General features: G+C 66.4%; 25 protein-coding genes. 17 read left to right on the top strand and 8 right to left on the bottom strand.

The window, feature by feature from the left end:
- Positions 1-72: 72 nt before the first annotated feature.
- The gene (locus OG300_RS18735) at positions 73-639 is read left to right on the top strand and encodes a hypothetical protein (RefSeq protein ID WP_405497681.1); all 567 of its coding nucleotides are present in this window, start codon (positions 73-75) and stop codon (positions 637-639) included.
- On the opposite strand, the gene OG300_RS18730 is transcribed toward OG300_RS18735, so the two are convergent.
- Positions 553-1,791: an MFS transporter gene (locus OG300_RS18730; RefSeq protein WP_405497679.1), complete on the bottom strand. Its 1,239-nt coding sequence runs from the start codon at positions 1,789-1,791 to the stop codon at positions 553-555. The genes OG300_RS18735 and OG300_RS18730 overlap by 87 nt on opposite strands.
- Before the next feature lie 83 nt (positions 1,792-1,874).
- Here OG300_RS18730 and OG300_RS18725 point away from each other — a divergent pair, with 83 nt between their 5' ends.
- The 7 genes from OG300_RS18725 (at position 1,875) to OG300_RS18695 (ending at position 7,657) form a co-directional block, all read left to right on the top strand.
- Positions 1,875-2,327, top strand: coding sequence for a winged helix-turn-helix transcriptional regulator (locus tag OG300_RS18725; protein ID WP_405497677.1), 453 nt, complete (start codon positions 1,875-1,877; stop codon positions 2,325-2,327).
- A gap of 598 nt (positions 2,328-2,925) precedes the next feature.
- Positions 2,926-3,807, top strand: a complete 882-nt coding sequence (locus OG300_RS18720) for a helix-turn-helix domain-containing protein (RefSeq protein ID WP_405497675.1) — start codon at positions 2,926-2,928, stop codon at positions 3,805-3,807.
- Complete coding sequence (locus OG300_RS18715) at positions 3,804-4,010, top strand: DUF397 domain-containing protein (protein ID WP_405497673.1); 207 nt, start codon at positions 3,804-3,806, stop codon at positions 4,008-4,010. The genes OG300_RS18720 and OG300_RS18715 overlap by 4 nt, the downstream gene beginning before the upstream one ends.
- Positions 4,007-4,216 carry a DUF397 domain-containing protein gene (locus OG300_RS18710; RefSeq protein ID WP_405497671.1) on the top strand — a complete coding sequence of 70 codons (210 nt, stop codon included), beginning with the start codon at positions 4,007-4,009 and terminating at the stop codon, positions 4,214-4,216. Before OG300_RS18715 ends, OG300_RS18710 begins: the two co-directional genes overlap by 4 nt.
- Before the next feature lie 239 nt (positions 4,217-4,455).
- Entirely contained in the window at positions 4,456-5,481 is a 1,026-nt protein-coding gene (locus OG300_RS18705) for a hypothetical protein (protein ID WP_405497669.1), read from the top strand.
- 133 nt (positions 5,482-5,614) lie between these two features.
- On the top strand, positions 5,615-6,736 hold the full coding sequence (locus OG300_RS18700; RefSeq protein ID WP_405497667.1) for an epoxide hydrolase family protein: 1,122 nt from the start codon (positions 5,615-5,617) through the stop codon (positions 6,734-6,736).
- 222 nt (positions 6,737-6,958) lie between these two features.
- Complete coding sequence (locus tag OG300_RS18695) at positions 6,959-7,657, top strand: hypothetical protein (protein ID WP_405497665.1); 699 nt, start codon at positions 6,959-6,961, stop codon at positions 7,655-7,657.
- Between the two features lie 487 nt (positions 7,658-8,144).
- Here the strand turns inward: OG300_RS18695 and OG300_RS18690 are convergent, their stop codons facing one another.
- A complete protein-coding gene (locus OG300_RS18690; protein WP_405497663.1) occupies positions 8,145-8,822 on the bottom strand; it encodes a GntR family transcriptional regulator in 678 nt (225 codons plus the stop codon).
- Positions 8,823-8,911: 89 nt separating this feature from the next.
- Here OG300_RS18690 and OG300_RS18685 point away from each other — a divergent pair, with 89 nt between their 5' ends.
- Both OG300_RS18685 and OG300_RS18680 read left to right on the top strand, forming a co-directional pair.
- A complete protein-coding gene (locus tag OG300_RS18685) occupies positions 8,912-9,445 on the top strand; it encodes a YbhB/YbcL family Raf kinase inhibitor-like protein (protein ID WP_405497661.1) in 534 nt (177 codons plus the stop codon).
- 25 nt (positions 9,446-9,470) lie between these two features.
- Positions 9,471-10,316, top strand: a complete 846-nt coding sequence (locus OG300_RS18680; RefSeq protein ID WP_405497659.1) for an SDR family NAD(P)-dependent oxidoreductase — start codon at positions 9,471-9,473, stop codon at positions 10,314-10,316.
- Between the two features lie 81 nt (positions 10,317-10,397).
- Here the strand turns inward: OG300_RS18680 and OG300_RS18675 are convergent, their stop codons facing one another.
- On the bottom strand, positions 10,398-11,078 hold the full coding sequence (locus OG300_RS18675) for a hypothetical protein (RefSeq protein WP_405497657.1): 681 nt from the start codon (positions 11,076-11,078) through the stop codon (positions 10,398-10,400).
- Positions 11,079-11,630: 552 nt separating this feature from the next.
- On the opposite strand from OG300_RS18675, the gene OG300_RS18670 reads away from it, so the two are divergent.
- From OG300_RS18670 to OG300_RS18660, 3 genes are all read left to right on the top strand, one after another.
- On the top strand, positions 11,631-14,753 hold the full coding sequence (locus OG300_RS18670) for a DUF4132 domain-containing protein (protein ID WP_405497655.1): 3,123 nt from the start codon (positions 11,631-11,633) through the stop codon (positions 14,751-14,753).
- 210 nt (positions 14,754-14,963) lie between these two features.
- The gene (locus OG300_RS18665) at positions 14,964-15,452 is read left to right on the top strand and encodes a hypothetical protein (RefSeq protein ID WP_405497653.1); all 489 of its coding nucleotides are present in this window, start codon (positions 14,964-14,966) and stop codon (positions 15,450-15,452) included.
- A gap of 198 nt (positions 15,453-15,650) precedes the next feature.
- Positions 15,651-16,256 (top strand): hypothetical protein, encoded by a 606-nt coding sequence (locus OG300_RS18660; protein ID WP_405497651.1) that lies wholly within the window; start codon positions 15,651-15,653, stop codon positions 16,254-16,256.
- On the opposite strand, the gene OG300_RS18655 is transcribed toward OG300_RS18660, so the two are convergent.
- Positions 16,250-16,867, bottom strand: coding sequence for a hypothetical protein (locus tag OG300_RS18655; RefSeq protein ID WP_405497649.1), 618 nt, complete (start codon positions 16,865-16,867; stop codon positions 16,250-16,252). The genes OG300_RS18660 and OG300_RS18655 overlap by 7 nt on opposite strands.
- Before the next feature lie 150 nt (positions 16,868-17,017).
- Here OG300_RS18655 and OG300_RS18650 point away from each other — a divergent pair, with 150 nt between their 5' ends.
- On the top strand, positions 17,018-17,803 hold the full coding sequence (locus tag OG300_RS18650) for an alpha/beta hydrolase (protein WP_405497647.1): 786 nt from the start codon (positions 17,018-17,020) through the stop codon (positions 17,801-17,803).
- 10 nt (positions 17,804-17,813) lie between these two features.
- On the opposite strand, the gene rho is transcribed toward OG300_RS18650, so the two are convergent.
- Positions 17,814-19,034, bottom strand: a complete 1,221-nt coding sequence (rho, locus tag OG300_RS18645; protein ID WP_405497645.1) for a transcription termination factor Rho — start codon at positions 19,032-19,034, stop codon at positions 17,814-17,816.
- A gap of 290 nt (positions 19,035-19,324) precedes the next feature.
- Here rho and OG300_RS18640 point away from each other — a divergent pair, with 290 nt between their 5' ends.
- From OG300_RS18640 to OG300_RS18630, 3 genes are all read left to right on the top strand, one after another.
- A complete protein-coding gene (locus tag OG300_RS18640) occupies positions 19,325-19,834 on the top strand; it encodes a PspA/IM30 family protein (protein ID WP_405497643.1) in 510 nt (169 codons plus the stop codon).
- A gap of 38 nt (positions 19,835-19,872) precedes the next feature.
- Entirely contained in the window at positions 19,873-20,904 is a 1,032-nt protein-coding gene (locus tag OG300_RS18635; RefSeq protein WP_405497641.1) for a hypothetical protein, read from the top strand.
- A 122-nt stretch (positions 20,905-21,026) separates the two neighbouring features.
- Complete coding sequence (locus OG300_RS18630; protein ID WP_405497639.1) at positions 21,027-21,446, top strand: hypothetical protein; 420 nt, start codon at positions 21,027-21,029, stop codon at positions 21,444-21,446.
- Between the two features lie 9 nt (positions 21,447-21,455).
- On the opposite strand, the gene OG300_RS18625 is transcribed toward OG300_RS18630, so the two are convergent.
- The 3 genes from OG300_RS18625 to OG300_RS18615 are packed head-to-tail and all read right to left on the bottom strand — an operon-like array spanning position 21,456 to position 23,650.
- On the bottom strand, positions 21,456-21,860 hold the full coding sequence (locus tag OG300_RS18625; protein ID WP_405497637.1) for a RidA family protein: 405 nt from the start codon (positions 21,858-21,860) through the stop codon (positions 21,456-21,458).
- A 9-nt stretch (positions 21,861-21,869) separates the two neighbouring features.
- A complete protein-coding gene (locus tag OG300_RS18620) occupies positions 21,870-22,625 on the bottom strand; it encodes an IclR family transcriptional regulator (protein WP_405497635.1) in 756 nt (251 codons plus the stop codon).
- Entirely contained in the window at positions 22,622-23,650 is a 1,029-nt protein-coding gene (locus OG300_RS18615) for a sugar kinase (RefSeq protein WP_405497633.1), read from the bottom strand. The genes OG300_RS18620 and OG300_RS18615 overlap by 4 nt, the downstream gene beginning before the upstream one ends.
- Between the last annotated feature and the right edge of the window lie 103 nt (positions 23,651-23,753).

Raw genomic sequence — 23,753 nt, 5'->3', positions numbered from 1 at the left:
CGGATTCCGGGGGCCTTCGTCGTTGAGGAACCGCGAATTCGACTGTCGGGCGGTGGTTCTAGACTCCCGCCCGTGACTCTCACTCCCGCCGACCTCACCGGCTACACCGTTCGCGACCTCGATGCCGATCTGACCCGCTGGTTCGCCGACGCCTCGAGGGTGCAGGTGCCCGCTGAAACCCGGCCGGTAGCACCATTTCTCGCCCGCCTCGCTCCGGCCGATGCCGCCGCGTTGGAGGCATTCGACCGCCGCGTCCGCTCCGGTGATCTCGCGGAGTTCCTCGATATCTTCGACTGGTCCTACGGCTTCGACTTCGCCGGAAACGACTGCGGCATCCTGGATTCCGACTACGAGACCCAACTCAGCGACGACGACGTCTATTCGATCGGTGCCGACGGCGGCGGGAATCTGTACGTCGTCCTCACCAATGGTCAAGTGGCGGTGTGGTTCCACGAGGAAGAGGTAGTCGAAGCCGGGACCCGCTTCGACAACCTCGACGTGTTCCTCTGGTCCTACGTCCGCTATCGCGCGGTCCGGGCAGGGAAGCTCTCCCTATCCGACGTCGAGGCCGACTTCCTGTCCCTCGGCCAGGACGGCGCGCTGGCCCCGACCCTCGGCCTGCTCAGATACATGAAGTAGCGGCCGGGCTTTCATCGACGCCCAAACCGCAAGCGCGCCAAGGGCGAAGGCCGCGCCGAGCAGGCTGGAACCGCGCCAGCCCGCGATGGAGTAGACGGCGGTGGTGGCGATCGCGCCGACGGCGGAACCGACGGAGTAGAACACCATGTAGTTACCGATCACGCCGCTGGTTCGATCCGGGTGGGCTGCGGTGAGCAGATGCTGGTTACTGACATGGACGGCCTGCACGGCGAAGTCGAGGACGATCACGCCGAGGGCGAGCAGCCACAGCGACCACGTCGCCTGACCCGTCGCCAGCCAGGAGACGGCCAGCAGGGCGAGCGCCGCGCCGGTGACCGCGTTGGCGAATCCGGCGTCGGCCCACCGTCCGGCCCGGCCCGCACCCAAAGCGCCTGCGAGCCCGGCGATTCCGAACAGGCCGATCTGAGCCGGGCTCAAATGCCAAGGTGCCGCTACGAGGGGCAACGCCAGCCCGCTCCAGAGCGTGCCGAAGGACGCGAACAGGAAGAAGGCGATCAGCCCCCGCGACAGGAAGAGTCGCTCGCCGAACAGGGCTCGTGACGTGCCCAGCACCTGCCGATACGAGGCGTGCTCGGTCTGTGTGTCGGCGGGCAGCAGCCGCAGCGTGAGCAGCGCCAACGCAACGAGAAGCATTGCGAGCGTGGCATATACGCTGCGCCAACCCCATACCGTCGCCAGCCCTCCGGCGACGATCCGCGCACCGAGAATGCCGATCACGACGCCGGAGGTGACAATGCCCAGCGTGCGCCCTCGTTCCCCGGGCGCCGAGGTGGCCGCCGCGTACGCCACGGTGGTCTGCACGACCACCGCGAACAGTCCCGCGATTGCGACTCCCGCGAACATCACCCAGCCCCGAGCCGCCGTCGCCGCGATCCCGACCCCCACTGCGGTGAGCAGCAGGTGCCCGACGATGAGCCTGCGCCGATCGACCATGTCACCCAGCGGCACGAGCAGAACCAGCCCCGCCAGATATCCGAGCTGCCCCGCCGTGACGATCCACCCCAGCTCCCCACCGGATATGCCCAGGTCATCCCCGATCTGAGTGAGTATCGGCTGGGCCGAGTAGCTGGTCGCGACGGATACCGCGCAGATCGTGGCGAACAACAACCGTCGACCAGTGGCCAGAGGCATCGATAGTCCAATCGGTAGCACTTTGCAACCGTTCGAACGGTACGGCACAATGGTTTCAATCCGCAACCGTTTGGAGTGTCTCAATGGCGCAGCCGAGCCCGGCAGCCCCCGACTGGACCGACCCGACCTGCCCGGTGGCCCGCACCCTCGACCTGGTCGGCGACCGCTGGACCCTCCTGATCGTCCGCGACGCCATGGACAACGCCCGCGCCTTCGGCGACTTCCAACAATCCACCGGCATCGCCCGAAACATCCTCACCGACCGTCTACGCCGACTGGTCGAACGCGGCATTCTCGCCCGCACCCCCGCCACATCGGGCAAGCGCCACATCTACACGCTCACCCCCATCGGCGCGGACCTCTTCACCGTCGTCGTCGCCCTCCGTCAATGGGGTGAGCGAAACGCCTTCGCGCCCAACGAACAACGCTCCACCCTCATCGACGAACAAGGCCACCCCCTCCCCGAACTACAACCCACCACAGTGACCGGCGGCCCCGCAACCGCCGAATCCACCACCGTGCAACGGAATCCATAACCGCGAAAGCCCCGCCCGAATGCCCGCTCATTCCCCGCGCGCGTCACTCCACAGATTCCACCCGCCCGACGCTGCCCGCCGCCGCGCGATCATCCGCAACTCCGGAACCAACTTCCCGAAGTACCGCCTGGCATCACACTCCCGCCCACACTCCCGGTGCGTCGCCAGCCCACGCTCGGCCACCTCGAGATTCTGCACCGGATAGTCCGGCACCTCATGAGTCACCGCTTCCCCCATGGCTTCTCAACTCCCCACATGCGGAGCATCGCTGGGCACCAGCACCCCGCACTCCACCAGTCGCCGCTTCGCCTGGTTCTTCACCGGACACACGGACACCGGGCACGTCAGATGCGTCTGCATGACGCGATGCGCGTAATCGACTGTCATAACGGGCAATTCGCCATGATCGGTAGTTGGAATGGTGCACATTGGCTGGCACTCCTGTCAGTAGTTGGATGCTGCTGCCTCAAGAGCTACGCCGGTGACTCGCCCGCTGGAACCTTCCGTAGGGAGAAAATCGCCAATAGTTCTCTATCCTCCAAATTCCGGGGCGACAATCATTCCAAATTCGCATGAAACCGGTAGTGAGGCTACAGAAATGGCTGCTGGATCGACGGTTCCGCGCCGCCTGCTCGGGCGGCAGCTCAAACAATTGCGCGAGAAGTCAGGGGTCCCGCAGGCCGAGGCCTGTCGGCTCATAGAGATTGCGCCGCAGACGTTATGGCGGATCGAAAGTGGACAACCCGGACCGAAGCTGAAGGAGATCTATATCGAAGCGCTGTGCCGGCTGTACCGCGCCACACCAGAAGATGCCGCGGCGTTGTCGGCACTGGTGGCGGAGACCAAGAGTCCTGGATGGTGGCATACCTATGGCGACGTGGTGCCAACCTATTTCGATCTGTACCTCGGGCTGGAGGAGTCGGCCAGAAGGCTGACCAGCCTGCATCTCGGGTTGCTCCCGGGCCTGTTGCAGACGCCGGAGTATCGACGCGCGGTGGTCTGGGCTGCCTTTCCAGGCATGGCGTCGTCCGAGGTGGAGAGTCGTGTGGAGATTGCATCGAAACGCCAAGCCCGACTTCGTGAGTCTCCGGAACTACTGACCCTCACGATGTACCTCGGTGAGGCTGCGCTGCGCTATCGACTCGGCGGCGCGGGCGTCATGGCGGACCAGCTGAGACACATCGCCGAAGTGTCGGAGCTACCGGCGGTGACGGTCCGAGCGCTACCGCTGAAGATCGAGAATCCGTTGCCCGTAATAACCGGTTCGTTCACACTGATGGAGTTCCCATCGCATCCGACCAGCCGCTTGACTGAGCCGCCGGTCGTCTACATCGAGGGCTTCACCGGAGCCCTTTACCTGGACAAGCCTGGTGAGATCGACGAGTACCGGTTGGCCTGCAAGGTGATCCGGTCGGTGGCGATGGATGAACGGGAAACCAGGCAACTGATCGAGAAGTTGGCGAAGGAGTTCGAGAAATGAGCATCGACCTAGCTGATGCACGCTGGTTCAAGTCCAGCCGAAGTGGCCCCAACCAGGACTGCGTCGAAGCCGCGCACCTGGTCGGCGGGGCCGTCGCCGTGCGGGATTCCAAGGCAGGCGATCTCGGGCCGGTGCTGGTGTTCGGACCTGACGCATGGGACGGCTTCAATTCCGCTGTGCGCGCGGGCAAGTTCGACAGATGACGGTCGACCCGCTGGACGCCCGATGGTTCAAGTCCAGTTTCAGCGCGGCCTCCGGCGAGTGCGTGGAGGCCGCGCACCTTGTCAGCGGGGCTGTCGCTGTGCGGGATTCCAAGGTGGGCGATATCGGTCCGGTGCTCGTGTTCGAGCCCGCCACCTGGGATCTCTTCAATCTCGCTGTGCAGCAAGGAATGTTCGATTTGGCATAGCGAATGTGATGGCGTGTACGGCTGTGACCCGCGCCGGGTACTCGAGGTGCTCGTCTGCGGGTCCATTCCTCGAACCGCACTGTCGGACAACGATGTTCGCTGGATCGGGGCCGCCGCCAATTCCGCGTGATCGGGCGAGTTCGACCCGCCGGGGTGCCCGGTAGGTAGTCGATCGGCTCGACGGGCGCAGCCATTCGCCGTGTCATAGGCTCGGGTGTTCGGTGACGAATGGGGGGCGGATGCGGTGGGCGCTGTGGTGGCGGCGGACGTGGGTTGCCGGGCTGGCGGTGCTGGGGCTCGTTGTCGCGGTGGTCGGTGGAATGTTGGTCGGGCTGCGGCTGGAGTATTCGGGGACGCCGTCGGCGCACACCAGGGGGCGGGATGCGCTGTGGCTGGGGCACGAGTGGATCGATGGTCGTAAGGATGAAGGTGATGTTGCTGCGTTGAAGGCGCAGTTGGCAGATAGCGGGATCAAGGATCTCTATGTTTTCTCTGGTCCGCTCGATTCCGATGGAAGTCTTCCCGATGACCGGCATCCCAACGCCGCATGGTTTGTCGACGCCGTCCACCGCGAAATCCCCAACGTCCGGGTGCAGGCCTGGTTGGGAAACTTTGTCGCCCCGGAGTATCCGGACGAATTGCACCTCGACGCCGCCGACGTGCGGGGGAACATTCTCGCGTCGACCGGACAGCTACTGGACCTCGGATTCGATGGTGTGCATTACGATTTCGAGCCGATTTGGTCGGACACCGCCGACTTCCTGACGCTGCTGGACCAGGCCCACGCCCTCACCATGGGCCGTCACGCCCTGTTGTCGATCGCCGCGCCCCAGATCGACCCGCTGCCTGGATTGCATGCCCCCTACCTCGCCGTTGCCGGGCATGAAAAGTGGTGGTCGCAAGCGTATTTCGCGGCGGCGGCGCATCGAGTGGATCAAATCGCCGTGATGTCCTACGACACGGGCATGCCCTACCGATTCATGTACGGCGGCTACGTCGCCGAACAGACCTCCCTCGCATTGGAGGTCACGCCGCCATCCGTGGATCTGCTGATGGGCCTACCGGCCTATCAGATCGAGAACATCGCCCACCACAGCTCAGCGGAAACCGTTGACACGGCAATCCGGGCGATCCGGCTGGGCTTGGGCCGCACCGATCCCACCCGGCCCGCTTTCGGTGTAGCCATTTTCGTCGACTACACCGCTACGCCGGAGGATTGGGCCTCCTACCGATCCAACTGGGTGACCGCCGCACCGGCCAGCTAACCGAAGCTCCATTCGCCATCGAACTGGACCGCGGGTATGTCCGCTAGGAAGATTCCCGCCGCGACCATGGTTACTGTTGCGAAGGGTTCGAGCATCTGATCCGGTAACGCCTTGACCAGTAGGGAGTCTCGCCATGTCCGCCGAGCCATTCGAGGTCAGCATCACCGCGGACGAAATCGCGGACCTGCGTGAACGATTGCGACGGACGCGGTGGCCCGAGCCCGAACCGGTGGACGACTGGTCACAGGGTGTGCCACTGGCGTATGCGCAGGAACTCTGCCGCAGCTGGGCCGAGGACTACGACTTCGGATTCGCCCAGCGGCTCAACGTGTTCCCGCAGTTCCGCGACACGATCGACGGGTTGGGCATCCACTTCCTGCACGTCCGCTCGCCGGAGCCGGACGCGTTCCCGCTCGTGCTCACGCACGGGTGGCCGGGTTCGGTGCTCGAATTCCTGGAGGTCCTCGGCCCGCTGACCGACCCGCGCGCGCACGGCGGCGACCCGGCGGACGCGTTCCATGTGGTCGCGCCGTCGCTGCCCGGATACGGCTGGAGCGACAAGCCGTCGACGACCGGGTGGGGCGTCACCCGTACCGCGCGCGCCTGGGACACGTTGATGGTTTCGCTGGGTTACGAACGGTACGGCGCCCAGGGCGGTGACTGGGGTTCGGCGGTGTCCGGCGCACTGGGCGAGGTCGCGCCCGAGCGGGTCGTCGGCGTGCACCTGAACCTGGCATCCGTCGCGGCGGGCAAGTTCGACGATCCGACGCCCGCGGAGTTGGCGAATCTGAAGTCCGAGAAGGACTTCCAGCGCACCGGCCGCGGTTACTCGGCGATCCAGGCGACTCGGCCGCAGACGCTCGGCTACGGCCTCACCGACTCCCCGGCGGGTCAGGCCGCCTGGATCGCCGAGAAGTTCTGGGCGTGGACGGACAACAACGGCCATCCCGAGGACGCGGTGTCGCGGCAGACGATCCTCGACGAGATCTCGGTCTACTGGTTCACCGCGTCGGCCACGTCGTCGGCCCGCCTGTACTGGGAGAGCTTCGCCACCTTCCGCGACAAGGTGACCGCGCCATCCGGACTGTCGATCTACCCGCGCGACATAACCCGCCCGTCGAGGCGCGAGGCCGAACTGCGGTTCACCGACCTGCGCTGGTTCGAGGAGCTGCCGCACGGCGGGCATTTCGCCGCGCTCGAGCAGCCGACGTCACTGGTCGAGCAGGTACGCGGATTCTTCCGCCTGTTCCGCTGACGGTATGACTCAGGGCTGAAGCTCGCTGAGTTCCGGTGCGCGATTGATGAAGTAGTCCGCCAGTGGGATCCGAGGTGTCCAGATCGGTTCTGGGAAAGACGCTTCCGGTGAGCGCCGCTCCGGAGAACATGGCGACCATCGAGAACAGGACAAGCTCCTTGTCACGCTTTTCGCTCCTGTTTACGAGTTCCTCGAGATCGTGTCGGTCGAGGACGCGGGCAAGTGGCGGTCGGAGATGATGGGCAGGATCGCGCTCAGGATGCGGGCGCTGGGGGCTCGGTGACCGCTGCCCTGCCTGATTCCGTGCCGAAACCAGCCCGATACTGTGGCCGCATGTCAATCTCGTTCGACGTCAGCGGTTTCCAGGCCGACGCCACCGACAGCTGGATCGATCCCGAAACCGGCGATCGGGCGGTCGTGCGCTACTTCCCGCTCGCGCCCGATCTACCGGCACCGCTCGAGGATCTCGACACCCTGCGCCGACGCCTCTGCGAAATCCACGCCAGCAGCGGCAGTCTCATCGAAGCATTCGTCATTGGCGTGGACGGGCAACCGGCTCTGCTGCGTGTGGAGAAGATGCCTCGGCACAATCAGCCGAGCGGTCTGCTGTTCGCCGCGTCGATCGTGATTCCCAAGGACCGTTGCAGCATCGCACTGATGATGTTCTGCGAGGAGACCGGCACAACCGGAATCCGTGAGGCTATGACCATGGCACGCTTGGGTTTCGAGAATTTCTCCACACCCCATCCCTACGCCCCGAACGTCGCAGGCAAACTGCCCTACAACCGTAGCGACGGAATGGAGTGGGACAGCGCGTTCCCCGATCATCCCTTGACCCGCCTGCGGCAGCGGATCGCCCGCATTGCGCCGACCATCCGCCTCGATCCCGAATTCGCTGCCCTGCCCCCGTTTTCGGGCTGAACGGCAGAATGTCGCATAGGTGGAATCTGAACTCAGGGTTCAGCTTGACATCCGGCCGTGTCCGGTTCGATCGACTCGGCACGGCATTTCAGGACGAGGCGCGCCGAATTCGTCGTACCCGACGCACCGCCCCGACGAAGTGCACACCCAATATTGCGGCTACGACAAACCACCCGGCCCCCACCAGCAGCCCGGAGAGTGCGACCAGCACCACCCCTGCCGTTACAAGCACTGCGATGCACGCAAACTGGAATGCCAAGCCGAATATCACCCAAGCCAGCGTTCGCCGCTGACGGCGCATAGTTGCTGCGTCGACTACCTCACTCGTGTCACTCCCAGGCTCCACCCTCATGACGCCACCTCATCACGTATTCACCAGACCCGCCATAAGCCAGATCGCACGGACATTGGCGCAGAGTCGATCAGGTCGAAATGCAGTCGGCCGGAACGTGCAATCGTGCCGAATTGCGTCTGGTCACAGGATATTTCAAACTTCTTGCGCTGTCAGTGCGGCTGTCGTCATGGTGAGGTGGCGAGTGAGTATGTCGGCGGCGGTGTCGGGGTCGCGGGCCAGCGTTGCCTCCTCCAGGCGGCGGTGTTCTTCGGTGCCGTCGCGGTCGGGGGCGCGGTGGGCGGACCAGCGGCGGGCGAGTTCGCTGGCGACCCAGAGGCGGTCGAAGGTTTCCAGTAGGACCGGGTTGCCGCACCCTTCCAGGAGGGTGCGATGGAATACGCGGTGGGCTTCGGCCCAGGCTTCGCTGTAGTACTCGTTGTCCTGTGGGGTGAATGCGGGGGTGCGGGCCAGGCGGTGGTGGGCGGCTCGTACGTTGCCTTCCCAGTCGACGTCGCCGCGTTCGATCGACATGCGGAGCAGGACCGGCTCGATGGTGCGGCGGGCCTCGCCGATCTGTTGCCAGCGTTGTGCGGAGAGGGCGGGGACCGCGAAGCCGCGGTTGGTCAGGCGTTCGGCCAGGCCCTCGCCGACCAGCCGCACCAGCGCCTCGCGCACCACGGCCAGGCTCACACCGTGCTGCTTGGCGAGATCCTGCGGCTTGAGCGCGGCGCTGGGTGCGTACTCGCCGCGCATGATCGCGTTCCGCAGGTGTGTGTAGACCTGCTCGGAGAGCATCTGCTTCGCCGGTTGGGTGGGGATCGTCCGAGTCATCGCTCGATCATAGATGATCAGAGAAATCATCGATTATTTCTGATATCGTCGATCTTGCATCTCTGGTACGAGTCGAAAGGCGCGACACGATGAGCGCAAACGATCCCTTCGCCCGCCTCCCCGAGGCAGCCGCATTCACGGTCACCAGCACCACGGTGCGCGACGGCGGCGCCTGGCCACCCGCGCAGTGGTCCTCCGGTGCCCCCGGCGGGAAAGATGTTTCCCCGCAACTGAATTGGAGCGGTGCCCCGGCGGGCACCAAGAGCTACGCCGTTACCATGTACGACCCTGATGCCCCCACCGGCTCCGGGTTCTGGCACTGGGCCGTCGCCAACATCCCGGCCACGACCATGACCCTGCCCGAGGGCGTCGGAGACGATGCGGGCAGTGGATTGCCGGTCGGCTCCTTCCAGTTGCCGAATGACGCGCGCCTACCTCGATACATCGGTGCAGCACCGCCTGCGGGGCACGGCGAGCACCGCTATTTCGTCACCGTGCACGCTCTGGATGTGGAGGACATCGGCATCGCCTCCGACTCCACACCCGCGCTGCTCGGGTTCACGATCGCCGGTCACATCCTGGGCCGAGCCACCCTCGTCGCCACCGCGGAGACTGTGCAGTGAATTCGATACCGATCAAGGAAATGCTGTGAGCGACAAAGATATCGACCTGATGGCCGATCGAACCGTGCTGATCACGGGTGCGACGGACGGGCTCGGTCGCGAACTCGCGGTGCGGCTCGGCGCGGCGGGCGCCCGGCTGATCCTGCACGGCCGCAACCCCGATCGGGCGGCCGCGGTAGCCGCCGAGGTGACAGCGGCGGGCGGACACGCGCCGCAGATAGTCCTGGCTGACCTGTCGCGACTCGCGGAAGTGGACCGGCTCGCCGACGAGATCATCTCCCGTACTTCGCGATTGGATGTGCTCGTGAACAATGCGGGCAGCGGCGGCCGGTCGGACGGGAAGCGTGAACTCACCGTCGACGGCAACGAATTGCTCTGGGCGGTAAACCATCTGGCCCCATATCGGCTGACACGACGGCTGCTTCCGCTGCTACAGGCCTCGGCTCCCGCGCGGGTGGTGAACGTGGCCTCGGCAGGGCAGCAGGAGATCGACTTCGACGATCCGACCCCTGAGCACGACTACAACGCATATGCCGCCTACTGCCGCTCCAAACTGGCGATGATCATGGCGACCATCGAGTACGCCGAGGAACTCGACGGCACCGGTGTCACTGTGAACGCCCTGCACCCGGCCACTCTCATGCCGACAACCATGGTGCGCGAATCCGGCGTTACCCCGATCAGCACTCTGGCTGAAGGCGCCGATGCGACCCTCCGCCTGATCTGCGATCCGGGCCTGTCGCAGACGACGGGCCAGTATTTCAACGGCACCAGAAAGTCTCATCCGCACGAGCAGGCCGATGACCCGAAGGCGCGTCGTCGTTTGCTCGAAATCAGTGACACCGCAGTCATTTCGGCGGTGCGCCGGTAGCCGCGAAATCGGTGAGAGGGAAACACGAAGGCGGCGAGACCCGGAGGTCTCGCCGCCTTCGTGTTTTCGATTACGCCGTGATCAGGCGACCGGGATGGATGCGCCGATCGCGGCACCGATTCCGGCACCGGCCAGCGCACCCGCGGCCATCACCGCCACGGTGACACCGCCACCGACCACAGAACCAATCAAGACACCGGTCATCGCGCCCAGCCCCGCCGTCGTGACCAGCGCCGGACCCATCGGCGCACCCACGGTGCCACCGGTGACCACACCGACCACGCCACCGATCGCCGCACCGGCCAGTCCGGTCGCCATACCGGCGACAAAGGCCACCGGCGCGGCGACCAAGAGACCGGTGGCGCCGCCGACCACTGCGCCGATACCGGCATTGGTCAGGCGCTGCTGATCCTGCGGGGACAGCGGCTGCGGGGTGAGATCCGAGATCGACGGAAGGTTCAGGTCGGCGGGCGCGGGCAGCGCCGGGAGGTCGACCGGCTGGGCGATGTCGGGGACCTGGATACCGGCGATCTGGGCGGCCGGGATGCGCAGGACCGACAGGTCCGCGGGGGCGGCACGGAAGTGGGAGAGGTCCGCCTCGGGTGAGAGCTCGGGGATGTCGAGGGCCGGCGTGGGGATCGGCGTCGTGGTGTCGGCCACGGCCGGGGCGGCGGAGAGCACTCCGGCGGTGGCGACGGCGGCGGCCAGGGGCAGCGCGCCCGCGAAAAGACGGCTCACCGGGCGGCGGGCAGATGTACTCACGATCGAATCCCTCATCCTGCGTATCCAATTCGGACGCGGGCGCTGAATTCGCTGAATGCGCGGCCCGCGGTGCGCCGGGACATTCACGGCGCAGTCCAGACCTGGGCCTGGATGGGCTGGACGCTACATAAGAGGCGACAGATATTCCAGTTACCTGATAGCTACTATGACGTGACTCACGCGAGGGTCGTGGGAAGGGCTCGGGTCGACGCGCAAGCGCGCTATGTCGAGAGCGTCACCTGCTCACGTTATCCGGTAGTCGACAGGACCGGAAACCGGACTGTGACCGCGCCCGGCACCCTGAGTGACTCCGGCATCGGGTAGCCAACTGGAGGGCGCTCTTATCCAGCTCCTGACGGATTCTGCTGCGAGACAGGCGATGGCTGAACCAGCTTGCAGACATCGGCAGTGTTGCAGCCGCTTTCGACTGCACATCGTTCATTCCATGACCGATGCTGGCATGAAAGATGCTGGTGTGCACGGCATCTAGGGGTTGTCGTACCTGCCAGTTAGGTTGTTTCGCGAGTGGGCCGCAACATATGGGGAGAGAACATGACTCGCGCGATTCCGGTCGATTCCGACGAGGATGTCTGGGAGGCGCCTGCCGGGTGGCCGGTCGTCCCAGGGCGTGGGTACGGACCGCAGGCAGAGTTGGACGTCGACCCGATGGCGGGGTTGGCCGCACAAGGCTCGGATGCGGTGGCTGGGGTCGCGGCGGTGGTGGCCGCGCGTATCTCCGAGATTCGTCTAATACTGGACGCCGCCAATGAATCTGGCGGGCTCGGCGCTGCCGGTACGGTAGCGCTGGATTCACCGGCGTCGGCTACGCCACTCGGTGCGGCTGTGCTTGCGCAGGCCGTGGCTCACACCCTCCGCTGGTCCGAGCGGGAAGACCCTGCCGTCGCTGACGCCTGGGTCAGCACTTACGGCGTGGTCTTCGCGGCCGAGGCCGCTGTGCAGTTGGCCAGTTCGGGTCGCTGTTGGAACCGGGAGACAGGCATATCTTTCCCGTCCGCGCGCCGTCTCGACGACATCAGCGATACGGTCCACTCCCCGATACTGTTCCGGATGCGGCAGCATCTCGCAGTGCTCCCCGAGGACACCTATCGCACGGTGGTCGTCCGGCTCGGAGAGTTGCGTACTCCGAACGCGCACCCGGTCACCCGAATCGCGACATCGGTACTGGCGCCCACTGAGCAACATTGGGTCGACGAGGACATTCGCGCCGCGACGCATACGACGCCGAGACGCCTGAACAACGCGTATCTCTATCTGTTGATGTCGATCACCACACCTGAGCAACTCGCCACGTTGGTTGAAACGGCGGGCTCGCCGACGCTGGGGACCTCCTCCATCGACCGTGTCCCGTTCTATACCTGCGTCGCTCGACTGGGTGCCGGCGCGGCCGCCATGGTGGATCAGCTTCTCCGCGAGGCCACATCCGGTTGGGACCGGGCGTTCGCTGAGATATTGGAACACCTCCCCTCCGACGAGGCATTTTCCCTGCTGTTGGCCCACCTGGACCCACCTCTCACCTCCGCTCCGATACTCAGGGCGATGGCACGTTTCCCGCGGCGCGCGATGAGGGTGCTCGCCGGGCTGGAACAACCCAGCCGCGCTGTGCGCGATCTGCGCGAACGCTATGCCCGCACACGTCCGGATCTCGCGGCCGAATTCGGAGTTCTCCTTCCACCGCGCGCGTCGGCGGATGTCGAGACTCTTCCCGAATCGCTTCGGACGCCACCGCATCAGCGTCGAGTTACCCGAACCCGTGCCGCTGTCGACACCTCTTCGCTTGTGCCCCAGCCGGTCTCGCTCGCCTGGCTGCCTGGTGAACAAGCGCGCTGGGCCACGCACCCGGATCAGCGGCAGTTCGTCAGCCGCGTCACCAGTGACCGCGCCTCGAATTTCCTGCTCACGCTCGGTTCGAAGGTCAGCGACATCGACCCGGAAATCCTGATGCCGTTCGTAGGAACTCAGGTGACTACATGGATGGTCGGCTGGCTCAACGGTAAGAAGCACCGCACCACCGCGCGCCGTTGGTTCGATCGGCATATCGCCACGGCCGCAACGGATCTCATCGCCTCGATTCTCGACGTGCCGGGCAAATCCAGGACCGTGGCCGAGAAGGCGGTGCGCACTTTGGCCGATCAGCACCGAGACACGTTGCTGGCGACGGCGGCGATCCTGGTGCCCGGTGCCGTCGAGACTGTCACGGCGATAGCGGACAGCTGGATTGGGCCGAAAGCCATTCCCGCGCTGCCCGACTGGCTCATGGTCGCAGGTCTGCCGCCGATCATGTTGCGCGAGAGCGGCTTCGTGGTACCCGATGCGGCAGTCCACACGCTGACCGGCATGCTGGCGTTGAGCGATTCGCACGGCAAGCATCCGGGCATCGCGCAACTCGCCGCGGTCGCCGAACCTGGCTCACTGGCGGAATTCGCCTGGGGGTTGTTCGAGGCGTGGATATTCTCCGGCATGGTCAACGACGGCATCTGGGTGATGCAGGCGCTGGCGCTGTTCGGTGACGACGAGACCGCCTGGCGACTGGAACCGTTGATCCGGCCTTGGTATTACTTCGCGGGTTCACCGGCGGAAGCCGCTCTGCGGGTGCTGGTCGCCATCGACAGTGATGCCTCCCTCACCGTGCTGCATCGGATCTCGCAGCAAGCCAAGGCGAAAGCGTTCAAGAAGCACGCGGCTGTGGCTGTTCGGCAAATAGCGGAGGCACGTGGCCTCACCGGCGACGAATTCGCCGACCGTTTGGTGCCGGACCTCGGCTTGCGCGAAACCGGAGCGCTGGTCGTCGATTACGGCACGCGCGCATTTCTGGTCCGGATCGACCAACGGCTCTGCCCGCTCGTGTTCGACGCGGTGCCTGATGACCGTGGCGGCTGGACCGCAGCGGGCAGTCGCAAGTTGCTTCCCCGGCCGACGGCCAAGGACGATCAGGACAAGGCGGTCCCGGCATACGCGGACCACACGGCCTTCAAGGAAATCTTGAAAACCACAGTGGCAGACCAGACGAAGCGGCTGGAGCAGGCGATGCTTTCGGGGCGACGCTGGCCCAGCGCAGTGCAACAGCGTTTGTTCGCCGAACATCCGTTGATGCAGCATTTGGCGCGCAGGCTCGTCTGGGTGATCGTCGACGAAGCCGGGGCGGTCACCGGATCGTTCCGGATCGCCGAGGATGGCACCCGCGCGGACATCGATGACGAGGTCGTGGAATTGGCCGATGACACGCTCGTCGGCGTTGCGCATCCCGTCCAATTGGGCGAGTCGGCACCTGAGTGGGCGCAGCTGTTCGCCGACTACGAGGTACTCGCGCCCTTCCAGCAGTTGGACCGCCCGTGGTGGACGGCTGATTCACCGGGCTTTGCCGACGCGTTCGATCGTCTCGCGGGCCGGACCGTGCGCACGGGAACTGTGATGGGCCTCAAGCGATTCGATTGGCGGTGGCAGGAGACCGGCGCGGGCGTCGTGACTCGATTGAGGCGCGCTCTCGGAGGCAACGTGTATGGCGAGATCACGATCGAGCCCGGACTGTGGTTGGGCGCGCTTCACGACGACGAGAAACAGGCCATCACTCGAGTCACCCTCGATGGGGCGACCTTGGATGAACTCGACCCGATTACTGCCTCCGAATTGATCCGCGAGCTGGAGATCATGAGTTGAGCTGTGGCGACCAGGGGGTGGTACCGCCGGTGGGTGTCACGGTCACGCCCCGACTGTCGCCCGATTCCGACATATGCTCTCGGAGTGGGGATTTCGGGGCGTGGGGTTGGGCTGGTGTGGGTGGTGGCGCTCGTGCCCTCGATGCTGCTGTGGGTTGGTGCGGGGGCCATTAGTGTCGGGGCGGGGTTCGAGCATGCGGTGTATGGCGGGATGGCTTGTCGGGGTACGGCTTCGGTGCCGGGGGCGGCGGCCGCCTGGTATTCGGTGGGGCTGGTGGCGGCGATCGTTGGGTTGACCGTTGCGATGGTGCCGTTCGGCTGGGTGCTGTCGGGTGCGGGGGAGGTTGGGCGGGGTCCGCGGTTCGTGGGTGGGGCGGTGACCGTGCTCGCGGTGGTGGCGTCGGTGGTGGTTGTCGGGTTGTTCGGGCCTCGGGATCAGCATGGGCGGGGGACGATCGCGGGTGGGTTGTGGCCGATGGTGCTGGTGGCGGCGGTTATTGGGGCGGTGACGGTCGTATGTTGTCTGTCACTGTGGCGGGCTCGGGGTGCGGATGTGCGCACGAGCGGGGTGTGGGTTGTCGCGGGGCTGGGGGTGCTGGTGTGCGGGGTGGTGCTGGGGGAGATCGGTGGGCACTGGTGGGTGGATGGGAATGCGCTGGTGAAGGTTTGTTGGTACGGGCTGGGGACGCGCTGGGGATAGTGGACGCGGCGGAGGGTGGGGGGCGGCTATCGTTGATTTGTCACGTGGGCGATGGTCGGGGCCCGGCTCGGGCGCTCAGTGGGACTGGGCAAGGCACGGGTGTGACGGGCTAGAGGGAGAATATGAGCGTGAGCGTTGCGATCGGAATGAAGTTCGATGATCTGCCGGGTGCCGTGGCGCCTGTCGGCGGTTAGTCCGATGTCGGATCGGGAACAGCCGGGTCGCGGATCCCTACCGGGACCCGGTGAGAACAGGTTCGATGCGGTGGAGCGGTTGCGCCGCAAGCTGGAAAGTCTGCGGGCCGCCGAAAACGGCACCGCCGAGGCCGAGGACAGCGGGTCCAATCTGACCCGGCTGCCGCGCCGCCCCCGACGTGCCACCGTGCAGCCCGGAGAGCATCCCGCCTCCGTGTGGCGTCCGGATGGCAGCTCCATCTACGACCCCGAACCCACCCGGCCGGTACTGCGGTCGGAACTGCAGCGCGAGACCGGCTGGTTCCCGGTCGACCCGGGCCGAGTGCAACACCCTGCCGCGCAGCCCGACCCGAACACCCCCGAATCCGATGCGAGCGTCATCGACCTCGACGCCCTGCGGCGGCGGCGAGCCGGTGACGACAGCCCGACCGGCGGTATTCGCCGCATCGCGAAACCGCGTCGAATCTCGCCGCCCACCGCGAGCGAGGAAGCCACCGGCGCGGACGCCGGCCCGACCGCGGGCATTCGCCGCATCGCCAAGCCGCGCCGGATCTCACCGCCCACCGCGAGTGAGGACACCGACGGGGACGGCAAGCCGACGGATCAGTAGGCCTCGCTCTCGCAGTGGGGCGGCAGGCCGAAGAACGAATTGCCCAGTCGCGCACGGTCGGCGGCCGGGATCCGCATCGCCGGGTAGCCGTGGATGACCAGTCGGTCGCTCAGCGCCGACAGGTCGAGGTCCCAGTCGAAGCGATCCAGGTACCGGCAGCGATCACTCGATCGATCCAGATCGGATTCGGCACGGCTGCGTGACCAGCGATTGAGTCGGCAGAGTCGCTCAACCACTTCGTGCTCCAGCCCTTTCACCCGCGCCAGCCCCGAATGCTGAACTTGATGACAGCCCGGGCACAACGCGATCAGCCGCCTCAGCCGCTGCGTGGGCCGCTGGCCCGGAAATTCGAACACCCACTTCTCGTGGCAGTCCGGCCGCCCGGGACGGCCGTTGCGGATCACCTCGTCGCCGCAGATCTCGCAGCGGTTCCCGGCGGTGGCGCAGATCGGCAGCCGCAGCGCGTCCCACACCCTCCGGTCCACGATGCCGCGCAGGTTCGAGCCGTGAGTGCCCGGGGGCAGCAGATCGGATCGGATGACCACGCCGTCCGGGGACTGCGGGCCCGCCAGGGTGTCGACGGTGATCGCGTCGTGGTCGCTGATTGTCATGTGCCGCAACATATCTCGAGCCACCGACGAAACCGGCCGGTTCGAACGGTACGCCGGTTTCGGTCACCGGTCCGGCGAGCGCCCGGGTGCGTGGGAAATTCCGGCGGGTCCGAGGTGTCGGATGAGGCGGCACCGGGTAGGAATGGGGACATGTGGCATCCGGCGGAACCGATTCTCAATGCGCTGAGTTATGTGCCGGGGGAGCGGCGGATCGTGGCTACTCCGGCGATGTTCGGGGTGGCGTTCGAGGAATTGTCGTTGCGGACCTCGGACGGGGAGACGGTGGATGCCTGGTTCGTGCCCGCCGTCGGGGAAACGGTGGGGCACCTGCTGTTCGCGCACGGGAACGGGGGGAATATCGGGGATCGGTCGCCGATGTTGGCGATGCTCGCGCAGGCCGGGTTCGATGTGCTGATCTTCGATTACCGGGGTTACGGGCAGAGCAGCGGGCGGCCGAACGAGCGGGGGACGTATCGGGATGCGCGGGCGGCCAGGGAGGCGTTGCTGGCGCGGCCCGGGGTGGATCCGGCGCGGGTGGTGTATCTGGGCAAGTCGCTCGGCGGCGGGGTGATGCTGGAGTTGGCGAATGCCTTTCCGCCCGCGGCCCTGCTGCTCATGTCGACCTTCACCGGGATGCGGGACGCGGCGGTCGCGGTGTATCCGTTCCTGCCGAAGGTGTTCGTGCCCAACGCTTATCCGAGCCTGAAGCGGATCCGTACGCTGCGCTGTCCGGTGCTGCTCATGCACGGTGACGCCGATGAGCTGCTGCCGGTGCGGATGGGTCGCGCGCTCTACGAGGCGGCGCCGGAACCCAAACGGCTGGTGATCTATGCCGGTGGGATGCACAACAATCTGATGATGATCCCGGGCTGGGCCGAGACCGTGGCCGACTGGGCGACAGGGGTGCTGCCGCCCAGGCGGCTGGCGCGGGGCTGAGCGCGGCGGCTCACCGCTTGGCGATGTTGAGCAGGAACTCGGCATTGCTGCCGGTGCGGCGCAGGCCGTCGAGCAGGAGGTCGAGGGCGCGCTGGTCGTCGAGGTCGGCCAGGGTGCGGCGCAGGCGGTCGACCGCTACGCGTTCGGCGGGGTCGAGCAGCAGTTCGTCGCGGCGGGTGCCGGAGCGGGTGACGTCGACGGCCGGGTAGACGTGCCGGGACGCGAGGCCGCGATCGAGTTTGAGTTCGGCGTTGCCGGTGCTCTTGTACTCCTCGAAGATCACGGTGTCGGCCAGCGAACCGGTCTCGACCAGCGTGGTGGCGATGATGGTGAGCGAGCCGCCGTGCTCGATATTGCGGGCCGCGCCGAGGAACTTCTTCGGCGGGATCAGTGCGGCGGAATCGACACCGCCGGAAAGGATTCGGCCCGAGGCGGCGCCGGTCATGTTGTAGGCGCGAGCGAGTCGCGTCAGCGAGTCGAGCAGCACCACCACATCGCGGCCCTGTTCGACCAGGCGCTGGGCCCGCTCGATGGCGAGTTCGGCCAGCGCGGTCTGCTCGGCGGGGGAGTGATCGAAAGTGGCGGCCACCACCTCGGCGGGGACGCCGCGCGAGAGCTCCGTGACCTCCTCCGGGCGTTCGCCGACGAGCACCATCATCAGGTGCACCTCGGGGTGGTTGGCGGCGATGCCGTGCGCGATCGCTTGCAGCACAGAGGTTTTGCCCGCCTTGGGCGGCGCGACGATCAGAGCGCGCTGGCCCTTGCCGATCGGCATGATCAGGTCGGTGACGCGGGTGGTGAGCTTGTTCGACTCGGTTTCCAGGCGCAGCCGCTCATCCGGGTGGATGGGGGTGAGCGCCTTGAATTCCGGGCGTCCGCCGATCTCGGCGACCGGCAGGCCGTTGACGGTGTCGACGCGGACCAGGGCAGCGAGCTTGCCGCCCTGCGCATTCGGCTGCGCGAGGCCGGTGAGGGTGTCGCCGCGGCGCAGGCCGTGGGCCCGGACCAGCCGGTTGGGGACCTGGAGGTCGCCGGGGCCGGGCAGGTAGCCGCTGTGGCGCAGGACTGCGTTCTGGCCATGGATATCGAGGATTCCCGTTGCGGCAACAAGGGTTTCGGTGTTGGACAGGTTCAGGTCGAGGTTGTCGTTCTCGACGGTGGTGTTGCGATTGGTCCGGGGCGCGTTCTTGCGGGCCGGAGCCTTGGTCTTGGTTGGATTGATGGTTGTCATGATGGTTCTCCTGAAGAGGAATCCGGGCGAATTACGCACCGGGAGTAAGTGATCGGGTGTGGCCGGTCAAGCGGCCGGAAGCGACATGAATCGCTTCGGAATCCGAGTCGGTCTGAGTGTTACCGCACCGCAGCGGGTATCGGACTCGGGAGGGAAGAAATCTCGTGGGAGGGACTGCCGTCGACCTGCGTCCTCGAGATTGCGACGCCTTCACCGTACGCCCTGTCCCGAAGTTTTCGCAATGGTGACGTTCGCCTCGCCGGTCGCCGCGGCTGCGTAGCCTGGATGGCATGAGCGAAGTCGAGGATCTCGCGGGCCTGCTGGCCCGACTACCCGATGCCGCGTTGGCGGCCGCGGTGGAGCTGGCCACCGAGGGTCGGGCGGGGCTGGCCGCCCTGCACGCGGTGGCGCAGTCGCTGGCCGCGAGTCTGGGTGATGTCTCCGACGTGATCGATGTGACTCCTGACACGCTTCCGGAGGAAAGCTATTCACAGTCTGAGACGGCTGGCGTATCCGAGCAGGTCGGAGCGGGTGCGGTGGTGTCCGCTGTGCCGATACCGCCCGTGGGTATCCCCGCTGTGCCCGGGATCGGCGGCTATACGTCATCCGGCGTCCCTACTTTCGAGTCAGTTCGCGATAAGGTCGAGCAGCGCTACGGCACCTCGCAGGGGATGGGCGAACTCGATCAACAAACACCCGTGGGTCGTAGCGTCGAGGAACAGTGGGATGCGCGAGCCAAGGCCGCGCGGGAACGCCTGGATCAAATTCGAAAATCGATGCACGGCAACGATTCCGAATGAGGCCGGGCGCTCCGTCTTATCGATGGGTGGAGCCCTGAATGACCGAACCGCGCGAAATCGCCGAGAAACTGTTGGACCTGCAGGTCGACTGGCTGCTGGCCGAGGTGACCGGTGACCGCTTCGCCGAGGTGATCGCCCGCGACGTGGAGGCGGTGATCGGTGTCGCCGACACCATCATCTTCCGCGACGTGGTGGAGATCGACCAGGCCAAGCAGACCGTCGCCAATGTGGTGAACCTGATCGGCGGCAGCCCGGTGCTCGGCGAGATGGTGGGCATCTTGGCCAACCACCTCTACGACGATATCGCCAACAACGACGACTACACCCTCGGTGACGTGGTCGAACGCGAGCCGGTGGAACAGCTGCTGGAGAAGATCTTCGGCATGCACCAGGCGCAGGAGCGAATCCTGGAGCGGCTCACCGAGAGCCCGCTGATCGCCACCGTCGCCGCCAAGTTCGTGGACAAGCTGGTCGACGATTTCATGGAGACCAACAAGCAGATCGCGGGGAAGATTCCCGGCGTCGGCTCGCTGGTGTCGATGGGCACCAACGCCGCCAAGTCCGCGCGCAAGGCCGCCGAGAAGGCGGGCGGCAGCTTCATCGGCGAAATGGCCGGTAAGGGTGCGCAATTCGCGCTCAAGCGGACCAACAACGCCATTCGCGAAATGCTGCGTGACGCCCCGGTGCACGACGCCGCCATGGAATTCTGGGATCTGCACGCCGGGGAACCGGTCAGCGGTCTGAAGGAATACCTCTCGCAGCAGGATCTCTACGATCTGGCGCTGATCATCTACCGGATCGCGCTGACCACCCGCGAGAAGGAGTACTTCGGCATCCTGGTCGATCAGGGCGTCGAGGTGTTCTTCGAGAAGTACGGCGACCACACGCTGGCCGCGCTGCTGCCGGAGCTGGGCCTGTCCGGCGAGATCATCGCCGAGGAGATCCTGCGCTACGGCCCGGCGGTCGTCGAGGCCGCCAAGCGCAACGGCGTGCTGGCCAAGCTGGTGCGCGAGCGGCTCGAGCCGTTCTACCTCTCCGACGAGGTGCTCGCGGTACTCGGCGGCAACTGATCGTCGCGAGCACGTAGGGCCGCACGCTGATTCAGCGTGCGGCCCTTGGCTTTCGGAGGCATCGCGCGGCCATTCCCTGGAGGGAATCGCCGGGCGCACCGGTCTCGCGCAGACTCGACGGCATGACCGATTTCAACGAACTCGCCGCCCGCTACGTCGCCGTGTGGAACGAGGCGGAGGCCCCGGCGCGACGCAAGTTCATCGAGGAGCTGTGGACCCGTGACGGCGCGCAGATCCTGGTCGACGCGCCCGAGGATCTGCGAAATGCCGTGGGGCGGATCAACTTCCAGCTGCCACTGCTGGAAGTGCGCGGCTACGACGCGCTGGAGAGCCGGATCGAACGCGCCTACGAGATGTTCGGCCGGGTTGGTCTGCGCTTCGTGCAGCACGGCACGCCGACCCGGCTGCTGAACCAGGTGGTCGCGGTGCGCTGGAGCATGGCTAAGCCCGACGGCGCCGTGGTCGGTGGCGGACTCGACATCCTCGCTCTGGACGAGGACGGCCGCATCCGCACCGACCATCAGCACATCGGGATCGACTGAGACGGAACGCTATTCGACGATGGCGACGGCGTCGATCTCGACCAGCATCTCCTCGCGCGGCAGGCCGGTGAAGACCGTGGTGCGGCTGGGCAGCACCTCGCCCTCGGTGTGGGCGGAGACGAACTTGCCGTACGCCTCGTTCATGATCGGGAAGTCCTCGCGCTTGGTGAGATACACCCGCAGCATGACCACGTCGTCGAAGCTCGCGCCGCCCGCCTCGACGATGGCCTTCACGTTCTCCAGGGTGCGGATGGTCTGGGCCGCGACATCACCGGGGTAGAGGTATTCGTTGCTGGCCGGGTCGACCGGCCCCTGGCCGGAGACCTGCAGGAACGGGCCCTTGCGCACGCCCTGCGAGAAGGTGTGCGCGGGCGCGGGGGCATTGTCGGTGCGGATGGCGATCTTCGGGCTCATGTCGGCCTTTCACTGGTCGGGGCTCGGACTCCAGCCGAGCTCGGTGGAGATGGCCTCGGCTGTCGCGCGCACGCGCGGGAGCAGACCGAGAACCTGGTCGTGGTCGAGCAATACGTTCGGCACCGACATGGACAGCGCGGCCACGACCGCGCCGGTGCCGTCGTGGATCGGGACGGCTACACAGTTGATGAAGCTCTCGTGCTCCTCGTGGTCCTCGGCGAAGCCTTGGGCCACAACGAGATCCAGCTCCGCGAGGTACTGCTCGGGGGTGCGGATGGTGCGTTCGGTGTAGGCGCGGTAGTCGATCTTCTCCGCGATCGCCGCCCACTGCGCGCGGGGGAGCGCGGCCACCAGCACCTTGCCGACCGCGGTGCAGTGCAGCGCGGCGGGGCGGCCGACCCGCGAGTACATGCGGACGCTGTGGGTGGCGTCGAGCTTGTCGATGTAGACGGCCTCACCGGATTCGTAGGTGGCCAGGTGCACGGTCTGCCCGGTCGCGGCGTTGAGCGCGGTCAGATGCGGGCGCGCCGCGATGCGCACGTCACGGCCCTCGAGGGAGCGGTTGGCCAGCTCGAACAGCCGGGTGCCGAGACGATAGCGGTGTTCGCTGTCGTGGGTGACGAAGCGGTCGGCCTCCATCGTCTGCAGCAGCCGCAGCACCGTCGACTTGTGGACGCCGAGCCGAGTGGCCAACTGGTCCAGGGACTTCGGCTCCTCGCCGAGTTCGACGAGCAGGATGAGGGCGCGGTGGAGACTCTGACTCATGAGGCCACATTCTCGGGGATGCGTAAGCCGGGCCGATAGTGCATGGCGGCCCATTCCGCGGCGCTTGCCCCGGCCAGGGATTCAAGCGTCGCGAGCGGCGGCAGTTCGGCGGTGTCGCCCGCGCCGGTGAGCGCGGCCGCGGCGCACAGGTGGCCGAAGCGCAGCAGCTGTTCGTGCGGCCGGCCCTGCAACAGCGCTGCGAGGTAGCCGCCCGCGAAAGCGTCTCCCGCGCCGATCCTTTCGGTGACCTCGAGGGTGAGGGCGGGCACCTCGAGGCGGTCCGCGCCGAGGAAGCCGGTCACCGAGTGCTTGTCGTTCTTGACGATCAGGTGCCGGGGGCGCGGGAACATGACGCGCAGCCGATCCGCGTCGCCGGTGCCGAAGACCTCTTCGGCCTCGTCCGCGCCGAGGAACACCACATCGCTGCCCGCGAGGTGCCGGGCCAGGATGTCGGCGGCCACGTCGGCACGCTGCGCCCACAGCGCCGGACGGTAATTGAGGTCGAAACTGATCAGGCGTCCCGCGCGCGGCAGGGTCAGCAGCGCGTCGGTGAGCTCGGTGGCCGATGGCGACAGCGCGGTGGTGATACCGGTGAAGTGGATCAGCTCGGCCCCCTCGATCAGCGGGGTGTCGAGGTCGGCGGGGGACAGGGCGCTGGCGGCGGATCCGGTGCGGTAGTACAGCATTCGGCTCGCGCTCGCGGGCAGATCATCCGGGCGGCCGGAGCCGCTGCCGCGTTCCTTGACGTACACGGCGGTGGGCCGGAGGGCGTCCACGGTGACCGCGCTGGTGTCGATGCCGCGTGCGGTGAGATGGCCCACCAGGTAGCGGCCGAAGCCGTCGTCGCCGACCCGTGAGATCCATCCGGTCGGCACGCCGAGCTGGGTGAGCACGCCCGCGACATTGGCTTCCGCGCCCCCCGCGCCGCGGTCGAAGACCGCGGAGTCAGCGAGCGGTCCGGGCGCGGCGATGAGCACGGCGAGTCCTTCACCCACGGTGACCGCGCGGACAGTCGGCTGCGTCACACCAGTCTCCTTCGAATGGTTGCGGTTTTCGGACGTCTTGTGCAGACTAACCACTGGAAACACGATCTGCAACAGCCGTTGCGTAATGCGCAATGACTGACTG

Source organism: Nocardia sp. NBC_00511 (assembly GCF_045161165.1).
Taxonomy (GTDB): domain Bacteria; phylum Actinomycetota; class Actinomycetes; order Mycobacteriales; family Mycobacteriaceae; genus Nocardia.
Note: the sequence above shows the minus strand (reverse complement) of the source record. Positions and strands in the feature narration are given on the sequence as shown.